We start from the raw sequence: 13,073 nt of genomic DNA on the forward strand, positions 1-13,073 counted from the left end.
AACAGTGACATCCAACCTCAAGGAGACTCGCATGACCGAACTGCTGAATGACGACGTGTCCGAACGAATCGAGACCTTCGTGCGCCAGCGCTTTCTCGACGACAGTGAGGACCAGACCCTCACCGTGACCAGCCCGCTGCTCGAGTGGGGAATCCTCACATCGATGAACACGGCGATCCTGCTGACCTTCATCCGGGACGCCTTCGGCGTCGCGGTGCCGCCGATGTCCATCACGGCAGGCAACTTCCGCGACCTGCAGAGCATCAGTGCGATGGTGCGAAACCTGTTGCCCGCGGCCAAGGCCAGCTGACCGTCCCCAACCTGAACGGAGTACGTCCATGACTGAGCTCGAATACGACTACGACATCGGCATCATCGGAGGCGGTCCGGCCGGCGCGACGACGGCGGCCTACCTCCGGCAGGCAGGCATCTCGGTTGCGGTCTTCGAAAGCGCGCAGTTCCCGCGCGAGCACGTCGGGGAATCACTCGTGCCGGCCACCACGCCGGTTCTGCTCGAGACCGGCGTGATGCCGAAGGTGGACGCTGCGGGCTTTCCGAAGAAGTACGGCGCGGCGTGGACCTCGGCCGAAAGTCGCAACATCTCACACAACGGTTTCCAGAACCTGACCCATGACTTCCGCGCGGCCGAAGTGCTCTTCGGCGAGCGGGATCAGCCGGGCGTCGATCGCGATTACACCTTCCATGTCGATCGCGGAATCTTCGACAAGATCCTGCTCGACCATGCCCGCAGTCTGGGCGCCGAGGTCTTCGAGCAGACCAGGGTGCTGGGAGTCGACTTCGACGCGCCGAACAGCACGGTGCTGCACACCCGCAACAGCGAGGGCACTCGTGACGTGCGGACCCGGATGGTCGTCGACGCCTCCGGGCGGCAGACGATGCTTGGTACGAAGCTGAAGTACAAGGTCTCCGACCCGGTCTTCAACCAGTACGCGGTGCATGCCTGGTTCAAGGGCCTGGACCGCAAGGCACTGGCGGTTCAGGAGGGCCAGACCGAGTACATCTTCATCCACTTCCTGCCGTTGTCGGACACCTGGGTGTGGCAGATTCCCATCACCGATGAGATCACCAGCATCGGGGTGGTAACCCAGAAGTCCCGTTTCCAGGACTGGAAGGACGATCGCGAAGGGTTCTTCTGGGACTGTGTCGCGAGCCGTCCCGACCTGCTGGACGCCCTGAAGAAGTCCGAACGGGTGAAGCCGTTCAAGACCGAGGGCGACTACAGCTATGCGATGACACAGGTCGCGGGCGATTCGTTCGTGTTGATCGGTGATGCGGCGCGGTTCGTCGACCCGATCTTCTCCAGCGGCGTCAGCGTGGCGTTGAACAGCGCCCGGCTGGCAAGTGCCGACATCATCGAGGCGTTCAAGGCCGGCGATTACAGTCACGAGCGATTCAGCCGGTTCGAGTCGACGCTGCGCCGTGCGGTGAGTTCGTGGTACGAGTTCATCACTATCTACTACCGATTGAACGTCTTGTTCACCGCTTTTGTCCAGGATCCCCGTTATCGTCTCGATGTTCTGAAGATGTTGCAGGGTGACGTCTACGACGACGAGGAACCCGCCGCGCTGGTGGCTATGCGCGAAATCGTCAAGGCTGTGGAGAACGACCCCGACCACCTGTGGCATCGCTACCTCAGCGACCTCAGCTCACCCTCCGCGGCCGCTTCCTTTTAGTCCACGGCGATCTGATGTATATTCATCGCCTGCGGATATCCGGACGGAGCCTAGTGTCATGGGTGAAGCCAAGAACAAGACGGCCTCCATCGAGTCCGTGACGACACATCCGCCTCGAGGGAAGGTCATCGCCATGGTCGCGCCAGCGGGCTCTGCCGGAGGACGTGCGCATCGGTCCAACCGAACCGGGCGGCGGCCCGGGGGCAGCGGTACGCGTGACGACATTCTCCAGGCTGCTCGCAAGCTGTTCGCCGAACGGGGTTATGCCGGCGCGACGATCCGCGCGATTGCCCAGGAAGCAGGCGTGGACGGCGCGCTGATCCATCACTTCTTCGCGTCCAAGGAAGGCGTTTTCGCCGCGGCGATCGAAGACACCTTCGCACCGTCGGAGATGTTGCCGCCGGTGCTGCAGGCCGGTATCGAAGGCATGGGCGAGCGGCTGGTGCGGACCTTCCTCAACAAGTGGGAGGAGCCGACCACCGACCAGCAACTGCTTGCGGTGCTGCGCTCCGCGGTGTCGAACGAGGAAGCGGCCCAGTTGCTGCGCAACTTCTTGACGCAGGAGCTGCTCGGCCGGATCGGGCAGGCGTTGAAAGGTGACGACGCGGAGTTGCGCGCCACGCTCATCGGCGCGCAACTGGTCGGCGTGGCCTTCCTGCGTTACGTCATGGGTTACGGCCCGATCGCTCACATGCCCACCGAATCCCTCGTGCACCTGTTGAGCCCGACGATTCAGCGCTACCTCACCGAACCGCTGGCTGCCCCGCCCGCGACCACCCGTCCTGCCAGGGCAAAGCAGCCTGCCTCTGGCGCTCGACCGGTGCGCAGCAGCGCGGTCAAGCCGGTGAAGAAAGCGCCTCAGAAATAAGCCCGGGCAGCTCGCTGACGAACCGAGTGCTCCTCAGGTGGAACAGATGCTCGCCGGGGCGCCAGCTGAAAGTGCAGCGGCCGGTGGTCTCAGTTGCCCAGCTCGCGACCCCGGGCCGGGTGACCACCGGATCGTCCTCACCCTGGATCGACAGGATGGGGCAGCTCAACGGCCGTTCCGCCTGGTAGGCATAGGTCTCGGCCAGCGTCAGATCCGCCCGCAGGACGGGTAGGAACAGCTCGGCCAGTTCGGGATTGCCGTGCAGCGGAGGCATGCTGCGATCGAGCCGGTCCACGGCGTGCAGCAGCTCGCTGTCGGGCAGCTTGTGGATGTCGGCGGTCGCCGCCCCGACGGTCGGCCCGTTGCGCCCGGACACCACCAGCAGCGCCGGGGCTGTCCCCCGGGCAGTGAGCCGGCGAGCGGTCTCGAAGGCGAGCAGGGCGCCCAGGCTGTGCCCGTACAGCACCAGCGGCGGGCGCAGTAGGGGTTCGGCGCGCTGCGCCACGCTGAGCAGCAGTTCTGCCATGGTGCCGGCCGGTCGTTCAGCTGGACGGCCGACCCTGCCGGGCGGATCGACGATGCTGACCTCGAACTGGCCGGCCAGCGCCGAGCGCCAGGAGTTGTACGTCATCGCGCTGGCACCAGCATGCGGAAAGCACACCATCCGGGGCATCGCAGCCGTCACGTGAACTCCTCGGGCGGTGGGGTCGGTGTGTGCTCGTCAAGGCCTGTCAGCCGGGGCGCTGGTGCCAGCATTACATCCTGTCTGCCACCCACTCAAATCCGGTCAATCCGGGTTGACAACAAACTCAACTTCCGTAGAGTTCATCAAGTGAGGAAGTCATAGCTTGATGAAACCTGGAGCTTCGGCAAGGCCTGCCATCCCAGGCCCTCACGATCCGGAAGGATTCCCATGCGTTCAGAGCCAGAAACGTCGACAGCAACTCGTCCGACCGTCGAACCGGTGGCTGTCGTCAGCGTCGGCTGCCGGCTGCCAGGTGGCATTCGCGACCTGGCCGGCCTGACCCGAGTGCTGCACCGCGGCGAGCCGGTCCTGCAGGACGTTCCGGCGGACCGGTGGGGTCGGCAGTTCTACGACGAGACCATGCAATCGCGGGGGACCACGCGCAGCCATGTGGGTGCTTTCCTGAGCGACATCCAGCGGTTCGACGCGGACTTCTTCGGTATCTCCCCGCGAGAGGCGCGGGAGATGGACCCGCAGCAGCGGGTGCTCCTGGAAGTGGCCTGGGAAGCGCTGAACGGGGCCGGCTATCCGCAGGCCCACTGGGCCGGCAGTTCCACCGGCGTCTTCACCGGCGTGCTGGCCAGTGACTATCTTGTGCTGCACAGCAAGACCCGCGGTACCACGGGTATCGACCCGTTCTACGCCACCGGCAAGGAATTCAGCTTCGGAGCCGGCCGGGTCGCCTACAGCTTCGACCTGCACGGCCCGGTCATGACCATCACGACGGCCTGCTCATCCTCGCTGCTCGCGGTGCACCTGGCCTGCCAGAGCTTGCGCGCCGGCGAGTGCGACGCGGCGCTCGCCGGTGGGGTGAACCTGCTGGTCGCGCCCGAACTCACCGTGTTCATGTCCCAGGTCGGTGCGGTGTCACCCACCGGACGGTCAGCTCCGTTCAGCGCCGCCGCCGACGGAGTGGTGCGGGGCGAGGGTTGCGCGCTGATACTGCTCAAGCGGCTGGCTGACGCCGAGCGCGACGGCGACGAGATCATCGCCGTGATCAACGGCAGCGCCGTCAACCACGACGGTCACAGCGCCGGCCTGACCGTTCCCAATGCGGCCGCGCAAGCCCGGCTGGTCCGCCAAGCCTTGCACAGCGCCGGCATCGCGCCGGAGGAGATCGGGTACCTGGAGGCCCATGCCACCGGCACACCGCTCGGCGACCCCATCGAACTGGCGGCACTGCAGGACGTCTTCGGCCGCGACGCCGCGGGAGCGGACCCGGTCCTGGTGGGTTCGCACAAGGCCGTCTTCGGTCATCTGGACTCGGCTGCCGGAATCCTCGGTCTGCTCAAGGCGATCACCGTCGTCCGGGACGGGCTGGTGCCACCCCAACCCGCTCTGGGCGAGCTGACTCCGCACTTCGACTGGGCGGCCAGCGATCTTCGGGTACCCACTGAAGCCACCCGGCTGACGACGGTCGAGGACCGTCCCCGGCGTGCCGGGGTGAGTGCCTTCGGCCTCAGCGGAACCAACGTGCACGTGGTGGTCAGCCAACCGCCGGTGACCACGCCCGCCGCGGGTGCCGGCGGTGACCGGCCAGAGCCGAGGGAGTGGTCCGGTGACCAGCACTGGTTGGCCGGCGTGCGGCCCGGCGAGCAGGGCCGTTCCGGTGGCGCCGCGGTGGCAACCGTCGCACCGGTGACGGTAGGCAAGGGCGAGCTTGCCGTTGCTGGACCGGCCGTTGCCGTGCAGGCGCCGGTTGCCGTCCAAGCGCCCGGCAGCACCGATCAGGCCGCCACCAGCAGTGTTGCGGTGCCGAGCGCTGCGGTGGATCTGGACGGCATCCGGGATCGGGTGCACGCGGCGGTCCGGCAGGTGCTGGGGTTGAGCGAGGCCAAGCCGGTACCCGCTCAGCGACCGCTGCTGGATCAGGGGATCACCTCGATCACGGCGGTCGAGTTGGCGAGCTTGCTGTCCAGCACCTTCGGCACGCCCAAGGACCCGACGCTGATCTATCTCTGCCCACGGGTGGAAGATCTCATCACCCACTTCGCCGGCCTGAGCGGTCCCGACGCATCCGGTTCCCCGTCAGCAGAATCGGCATCATCAAGCGCCACCGCACCGGCCGGAGGGGCCGCACGGGTCGTGGAGTCCGTGCCGGTTGTCGAGGCCGCACCGACCGTGCCGGCCGTGGAGCCCGTGCCGGCCGTGGAGCCCGTGCCGGCCGTGGAGGCCGTGCCGGCTGTGGAGGCCGTGCCGACCGTTCACCCAGTGTCCAGCGCCGATCTGGCACCGGCCACCGCGTCGTCGGCCGGCAGCAGGCACCCCGATTCACTGGCAATCGTTGGCATGGCGTGCCGGGTACCCGGCGCCAGCACCATCGAGGCCTTCTGGCAACTCATCCTCGACGGCGCGGTCCAGGTACGCGACATCCCGGAGCACCGCCGCGAGCGCGACGGCTGGAGCACGGCGCCGGCCGGAGTGCCGAGCAAGGGTGGATACCTCGACGATGTCGAGAGATTCGACGCCGGCTACTTCAAGATCTCGCCGATGGAAGCGGAGCGGATCGATCCGCAGCAGCGGCTGTTCCTGGAGGTCGCCTCGGAGGCCCTGGCAGATGCCGGCATCGTGGTCGGCAGCCGGCTGGCCGGCCGGACCGGCGTGTACGTCGGGATGAACACCACCGACTACCAGCAGCGGCTGACCCGCGAGCAGTCCGACGTCGACGTCTACTTCGGTACCGGTAACTGCTTCGCAGGCACCCCCGGTCGGCTCGCCTACGCTCTGAACCTGGGAGGCCCGTGCCTGAGCGTGGACACCGCGTGCTCGTCCTCGCTGACGGCCGTCCACCTGGCAGGCCAGGCATTGCGCTCCGGCGACTGTGACGCCGCAGTGGTCGGGGGCGTGAACGTCATCAGCGGCCCGACGGTGTCCATCTCCATGGCGCGCGGCGGTGCGCTTGCCGCCGACGGGCACTGCAAGACGTTCTCCGAGGCAGCTGACGGATATGGCCGCGGCGAAGGCGCCGGGGTCATCATCCTGAAAAGACTGGACAAGGCGGTTGCCGACGGCGACCAGATCTACGCGACCGTGCTGGGCAGCGCCTTGAACTCCGACGGGGCCAGCGGTGGTTTCACGGTGCCCAACGCGGCTGCCCAGACCGCGGTGGTGGCCGCCGCCCTGGAGTCGGCAGGCGTGCGGCCCGCCGATGTCGGCTACGTCGAGGCGCACGGCACCGGCACCCCGCTCGGTGACCCGATCGAGCTGCAGGCGCTGAGCAAGGCGCTACGTCCTGATCCTGACCGGGCGGTCCATGTCGGGTCGGTGAAGTCACTGGTCGGTCATCTGGAGGCGGCGGCCGGCATGGTCGGCCTGATCAAGGCGGCACTGTCCGTTCACCGCGACCAGATCCCGCCGCACCACCTCACCGGACCGGCCACCGGCCGGGTGAACTGGCAGGAACTCGGGATCCGGCTGGCCGAGCAGGCCATCGGCTGGCCACGCGGGCAGGTACGGCTGGCCGGGGTGAGCGCCTTCGGCTTCACCGGCAGCAACGCTCACGTCGTCCTCGGCCAGTCACCGGTAGCAGCGGCAGCGGCCGGCCCGGCCAGCAGCACCGAGCCCGAGACCGCACTGGCGCTCTCCGCCGACACCCCGGCCGCCTTGCGCCAGCACGCGGCACAACTTGCCACCGTGCTGGCCGGTGGCGCTCAACTCGGCGACCTGGCCTACACGCTGGCCCGGACCCGCAGCACCTACCGCCACCGGGCGGTGATCCTGGCTGAGGACTCGGCAGCCGCCCAGCACGCCCTGCGGGCCCTTGCGGCCGACCACCCGCATCCTGACCTCGTCATCGGTGGCCGGCCTGTGACCGAGGCGTCCGGTATCTGCTTCCGATTCCGGGCCGAAGCCTATCTCGGAGCGGATTGGGCCTACCTGTCCGACGAGTTGCGGCTGACCGGCAACGAGGCCGCCGCCGAGATCGACAGCCTCACCCCGAAGCTGTCCCGTGAGTTGTCCAGCACCCAGCGGGAGCGGGTGGCAACCTTGCGCGCGCAGGTCGGTTGGTCGTCGATCTGGCGACGCCTGGGTATGCACCAGACCGGTGCGATCGGCGAGGGCGTCGGTGCGCAGGCCGCGGCCTGGGCCCGGGGCGAGATCTCGCTGGCCGCCGCGGTCGAGCGGGCCTTGCACGCCGGCCCGACCGAGGATCACGAAGCCGAGCACGCGGCGCCGCAACAAGATCAGAACGACAGCGTGGTCCTGCAGGTCGTGCCGCCCTGCGTCGCGACGGCCGGCTGGTCATGGCTTCAGGCGCACAGCTTCGTAGCCGGTTATCCGGTCAGCTGGCGCGGCATCATCGCCGAGACCGGCCGCCGGATCTCCCTTCCTGCCTATCCATGGCAACGGCGCGACTACTGGTTCACCTCGCACACCGAACCCGCCGCGCCGCCGGCGATCCCGGCGAGCACCCAGGCCGAGACCGTGCGGCCTGCCAGCGCTGTCGAGACACCGCAGCAGCCCGCCGAGGGACTGAGCCCCGTCCGGCACCTGCTGTTCAGCCACGAGTGGCAGCCGATGGACCTCGCCGCATCGACCGGCACACCCGGGGACCGCTGGCTGATCTTCAGCGACCCGCAGGCACCGCTGGCCCAGGAGCTGGCCAGCCGGCTGGAATCGTCAGGCCAGGACGTCCAGCTCGCCGACCTGCCTGGGCAGGATCCGGCGAGGTGGACCTCGGCGCTGGCTGCCGCGGCCGCCGGCGGCGCGATCAACGCGCTGCTGATGGTGCCGGAGCGCTCCGACGCCGAACTGCTGACGATGCTGTTCGGCCAGGCCGTGCAACGATTCCCGGGCACCCTGGGCAAGGCGCATCTGCTCACCCGGGCAGCGCACCAGCTCGATGCCGGCACCGCGGCCCGCCCTGACCAGGCGGCCGCCTGGGCGGTCGGAGCGGTGCTCGCCACCGAGCTGTCCCGTCGCTGGGGCCGGTTGATCGACCTGGCCGAGCCCGGCGTTGCGGTGGAGACGGTGGCCACCGCGCTGCTGAGCGAGCAGGCCGGCGACCAGCTGCACCTGGCTGGCGCACAGTGCTACGGCCGCCGCATCCGCCGCCGGCTCGACGCCCCGGATGCCGAACCGAACACGTTGCAGGACCGGCAATTCGCGGTCCACGGGCCGGATCTGCTGACGGTGCAGCCGGTGCTGCGCTGGCTGGCGGGCAAGGGTGCCGCTGGCGCGCTGGTGCATCTGGACGAGCCGGTGGCCACGCTGGTGCCGGAGAACGCCGCGCTGACCGTTCAGCAGGTAGCCGATGAGAGCGGCTGGCTGGATCAGCTCGCGGAGCTGGCCGGCACCGGCCGGTTCGGTGGCCTGGTGTACTGCGCCGAGCACCGGGATCCGCCGGTCACGGTGCGAGACAGCAACCCGGCCGAACAGTCACACCGGCCGGCAGGGGAGTTGCTGGCCGCGGCGATCGACCGGCTGGGCCTCGAGACGCCAGCCGGCACCGATGCGGCGGCAGCCGGTGACGCAGTGGCCAGGATTCCCGGCCTGGTCCTGTTGCTCACCGACGCCGCCGGCGACTGGGGCGCGCTGGGTGCGGCGGCATCCGGCGCGCGCCGGGCCCGCGAGCGAGCCGTGCTGCGACAGCATCCAGAGCTGCGCCGGACCGCCCGGGTGCTGTCGCTGCTGCCACGCGAGCATCCGGGCGCGACTGCGGGGACGTCGATGTTGCAGGCAGACAGCGGCATCGGCCAGCTCACACCGCAGCAGGTGACCGACCTACTCGACTTCGCGATGTCGGCACCGGCCGGTACCGAGCTCAGCGCCGGCGTGGTGGACGTCGAACGCTACGTCAGCGTCTGCCAGCGGCTGGCCCCCCGGGCGCTGCTGGAGGAGCTCGGCACCGGCGGCGCTGGCGAGGGCGGGCAGAGCGCGGTGCTGACCGAACTGCAGGCGCTGAACCCGGCACGGCGCTCGGAGCGGTTGCTGGATCTCGTGCTTGCGGCAACCGGCGCCGTGCTGGGTCTGGACGCCCGAGAACTCGATCCCGACACCGGCTTCTTCGATCTCGGGATGGACTCGATCATCGCGGTATCGCTGAAGACCCGGCTGGAGAACGACACCGACACCGAGCTGCCGGTCACCCTCACCTTCGAGCTGCCGACCCCGCGCAAGGTGGCCAAGCACCTGGCCGAGCTGCTCGGACCGCGAGCGGCACCGGCCGCCGAGCCTGCCGCCGAGCCCGAGCGCGCTGCGTTCGGCCGGCCTGGCCACCCGGCGCCCCGCTCCGCCCCCGCTGACGACACCACCGCTGACGACACCACCGCTGACGACACTACGGCTGACGACACTACGGCTGCCGAGGCCTCCGACGATGAGCTGCTGGCGCTGCTCTCGCAGGCCACTGCCTCGGCACGCAACCTGCTTCAGGAGGCTTCGCAATGGTAATGATGGATGAGCACCCCGCCACCGCCGGCAGGGCGCAGCTGATCGAGGCGCTGCGCACGATCAACCTGCTGCAGGAGCAGTTGGTGGCCGAGCGCAAGGTCAGGCCGGCCGGCACTGCCGAGCCGATAGCGATCGTCGGGCGAGCGCTGCGGATGCCCGGTGGCGCCACCAGTCCTGAGTCCTGGTGGCCGCTGCTGCACGACGGAATCGACGCGACCACCGAGTTTCCTGCCGAGCGCGCCGACGCGGCCGGCTACCTCCATCCCGACCCGGAACACCCTGGCACGGCCTACGTCATGCGCGGCGGATTCCTCGACCAGATCGATGGATTCGACCCCGCCGTCTTCGGCATCTCGCCACGCGAGGCCACCGGTATGGACCCGCAGCAACGGATGGCGCTGGAGCTGTGCTGGGAGGCTCTCGAGGACGCCGGCATCGCGCCGGATCGGTTGACCGACAGCCCGACCGGGGTGTTCATCGGGGTCAGCACCACCGACTACGTCCGGATGCGCCAGCGCATCGGCGACCAGCGTGACGTCGATGCCTACCAGCTGATCGGTGAGCCGAGCTTCATCGCGGGCCGGATCTCCTACACCCTGGGCCTGCAAGGGCCGAGCTGCGTCATCGACACCGCTTGCTCGTCCTCGCTGGTCGCGCTGCACCAGGCGGTTCGGTCGCTGCGGCTGGGTGAGACCGACCTGGCGCTGGCCGGGGGCGTCAACATGCTGCTGGACCCGTACGGATTCGTCCTGATGAGCAAGTTCCGGGCCCTGGCGGCCGACGGTCGGTGCAAGACCTTCGACGATTCGGCTGACGGCTATGCCCGCGGCGAGGGTGGCGGCATCATCGCACTGCAGCGGCTCAGCGATGCGCTCGCCCAGCGCCGGGTGATCCATGGCCTGGTCGCCGGATCCTCGGTCAACCACGACGGCCGCAGCAGCGGCATGACGGTTCCCAATCCCGAGTCCCAGCAGCAGTTGATGCGCTCGGCGCTGCTGGACGCCGGCCTGGCGCCAGCTGACATCGACTACGTGGAGGCGCACGGAACCGGTACCGCGCTGGGGGATCCGATCGAGTTGCGCTCGATCCATGCGGTCTACGGTGACCGGCCGGCGCAGTCGCCGGTGGTCGTGGGTTCGGTCAAGAGCAACATCGGCCACCTGGAGCCGGCTGCGGGCATCGCGGGGCTGACCAAGGTCCTGCTGTCACTGAGCCACGCCGAGATCCCGCCCAACCTGCACCTGAACTCGGGCAACTCGAAGGTGGATTGGGACCGGCTGGCGGTCACCATCCCTACCGCGGTACGGGACTGGAGCCCGTCGCAACGACCACGGATCGCGGCGATCAGCAGTTTCGGCGCCAGCGGCACCAACGCTCACACCATCGTGCGCGAGGCCCCGGCGCCCGAAGCGCGCGCCGACCTGCCCGAGCGAGCCGAGGCGCTGCTGCTCTCGGCACGCACCCCGGCGGCCTTGCACCAGCTCGCCGAACGCTATCGCGGGCTGCTGCAACAGACCGACACCGCGGTGGCCGACCTGTGCTGGACCAGCCAGACCGGCCGGGCCCGGCTGAGCCGCAGCCTGTCCGTCGTCGGCGCCAGTACCGAGGAACTGGCCACCGGTCTCGGCGATTACCTTGACGGCACGTCCAATAGTGCCCTCAACCCGGTCGAGCGGGCTGCTCACCACCAGCTCCGCAGCGCCTGGTTGTTCACCGGCCAAGGCGCGCAGTACCCGCGGATGGCCGCCGGACTGCTGGACATCCCGGCGTTCGCCGAGGCCGCCCGCAACTGTGCCGAGCTGTTCGATCAGCATCTGGACGTGCCGCTGGCCGAGGTGATCTGGGGCACCGAGACCGAGCGGCTCAACGACACCGCGTACACCCAGCCGGCCCTGTTCACCGTCGAGTACGCCATGGCGATGCTGCTGAGCAGCACCGGGCTGCGGCCGGCCGCCCTGGTCGGCCACTCGATCGGTGAGATCGTCGCTGCCACGGTCGCCGGCGTGCTGACGCTGCCGGACGCGACCCGGCTGGTGGCGGCCCGGGGCCGGCTGATGTCGGCGCTGCCCTCCGGCGGCGCGATGCTGGCGGTGTCGACCAGCCAGGCCAAGCTCACCGAGATCGTCGGCGAGCTGCCCGCGAGCGTGGCCGTCGCAGCGGTGAACAGCCCGTCGGACCTGGTTCTGTCGGGGGCCGCGGAGCAGATCTCGGTGCTTGCCAAGGCCTTGGCCGCCGCCGACATGAGGATCACTCCGCTGACCGTCTCGCACGCCTTCCACTCGCCGCTGCTGGATCCGATGCTGGAGGAGTTCCGGGCCGAGATCGCCGGCATCCAGCTGCGGGCACCTGAACTCGGCCTGATCTCCAGCGTGACCGGTCAATGGTGGGACGAGCGCTGCGGCACAACGGAATACTGGATCGGCCAGGCCCGCGGCACGGTGCGATTCGCCGATGCCGTGGACACCCTCAATGCCGACGGTTGCGGGATCTTCGTCGAGGTGGGCCCGCATCCGGTGCTGACCGGGCTGGGACAGCGCTGCATTCCGGCCGAGCAGGTCGACGGCCAGCTGTGGACCGCGCCGCTGCGACGGGGAGCTGATGACCGGGCCGCGACGATGAGCTCGCTGGCGGCGCTCTACCTGCGCGGGCTGAACCTCGACTGGGCGCCGGTGCACGCCGGCGTGGCGGTCCGGCACGCCAGCCTGCCGACCTACCCGTGGGAACGGGAGCGCTACTGGTTCAAGCCCATAACCTCCCCGGCCGGCACCGGCCCGAGCGAGGACGGGCTCGGCCAGCACCTCAACTCCGCCACCCCCACCTGGCAGGACAGCCTGGCCGCGCCGCTGGACGCCGAGGAGAAGCTCGGCTGGGTGCTGTCGCGGGCCGCTCGGGCCGCCGGCCTGGCCGGCTTGCTGGTGGGTGGCCGGATCGACTTCGAACAGGTCGAGGTGCACCAGGCCCCGGCAGCGGCCGCCGCCTACCCGGCTCTGATCCAGACCTCGGTGGAGGTCGAGGGCGACCAGCACCGGGTCGTGATCAGGAGCGCCTCGGCCGAACAGGCCGCCGCGGGCGCGCAATGGCAGCTGGTCGCCACCGTCGGCCTCGGCATGCTGAACGAGGACACCAGTTGCGGAGGCCACGGCCGCGGCACGCACGCCGAGATCCTCGCCCTGCCGGCAGCTGCGGAGGACGAGCCCGCGAACTCCGAGCTGGCCCGCATCCTGCGGACCTGCCAGCAGGTTGCGGGCGGCAGCGCGCTGACCGGGCTGGACGAGTTCAAGGCAGGTGCGCTGGACACCGTGGTGTCCCTGGCCGTCCAGCGCCGCGCGGACACCACGACGCTGGACTGCTGGCTGCTGGACTCCGAGGATGC

Annotated in this window: 6 protein-coding genes; 5 read left to right on the forward strand and 1 reads right to left on the reverse strand. The window is 69.3% G+C overall.

Features of this window, described 5'->3' with window-relative positions; genetic code table 11:
• The first annotated feature begins 31 nt into the window (after window positions 1–31).
• The 3 genes from VF542_RS02675 to VF542_RS02685 are packed head-to-tail and all read left to right on the forward strand — an operon-like array spanning window position 32 to window position 2,562.
• Entirely contained in the window at window positions 32–310 is a 279-nt protein-coding gene (locus tag VF542_RS02675; RefSeq protein WP_408650164.1) for an acyl carrier protein, read from the forward strand.
• Window positions 311–338: 28 nt separating this feature from the next.
• The gene (locus tag VF542_RS02680; protein WP_408650165.1) at window positions 339–1,694 is read left to right on the forward strand and encodes an NAD(P)/FAD-dependent oxidoreductase; all 1,356 of its coding nucleotides are present in this window, start codon (window positions 339–341) and stop codon (window positions 1,692–1,694) included.
• A gap of 58 nt (window positions 1,695–1,752) precedes the next feature.
• Window positions 1,753–2,562 carry a TetR family transcriptional regulator gene (locus VF542_RS02685; protein ID WP_408650166.1) on the forward strand — a complete coding sequence of 270 codons (810 nt, stop codon included), beginning with the start codon at window positions 1,753–1,755 and terminating at the stop codon, window positions 2,560–2,562.
• On the opposite strand, the gene VF542_RS02690 is transcribed toward VF542_RS02685, so the two are convergent.
• Window positions 2,531–3,247, reverse strand: coding sequence for a thioesterase II family protein (locus tag VF542_RS02690; protein ID WP_408650167.1), 717 nt, complete (start codon window positions 3,245–3,247; stop codon window positions 2,531–2,533). The genes VF542_RS02685 and VF542_RS02690 overlap by 32 nt on opposite strands.
• A gap of 279 nt (window positions 3,248–3,526) precedes the next feature.
• Here VF542_RS02690 and VF542_RS02695 point away from each other — a divergent pair, with 279 nt between their 5' ends.
• Both VF542_RS02695 and VF542_RS02700 read left to right on the forward strand, forming a co-directional pair.
• Window positions 3,527–9,700 carry a beta-ketoacyl synthase N-terminal-like domain-containing protein gene (locus VF542_RS02695; RefSeq protein ID WP_408650168.1) on the forward strand — a complete coding sequence of 2,058 codons (6,174 nt, stop codon included), beginning with the start codon at window positions 3,527–3,529 and terminating at the stop codon, window positions 9,698–9,700.
• Window positions 9,694–13,073: type I polyketide synthase (locus tag VF542_RS02700; protein ID WP_408650169.1), on the forward strand; the 3,380-nt coding region annotated here is incomplete at its 3' end. The genes VF542_RS02695 and VF542_RS02700, both read left to right, overlap by 7 nt.

The sequence above is a fragment of the Jatrophihabitans sp. genome, from assembly GCF_036389215.1.
Lineage (GTDB): Bacteria > Actinomycetota > Actinomycetes > Mycobacteriales > Jatrophihabitantaceae > Jatrophihabitans_A.

Coding starts and splice junctions, on each gene's coding strand:
- VF542_RS02675 (WP_408650164.1), top strand. CDS start 32: ATGACCGAACTGCTGAATGACGACGTGTCCGAACGAATCGAGACCTTC.
- VF542_RS02680 (WP_408650165.1), top strand. CDS start 339: ATGACTGAGCTCGAATACGACTACGACATCGGCATCATCGGAGGCGGT.
- VF542_RS02685 (WP_408650166.1), top strand. CDS start 1,753: ATGGGTGAAGCCAAGAACAAGACGGCCTCCATCGAGTCCGTGACGACA.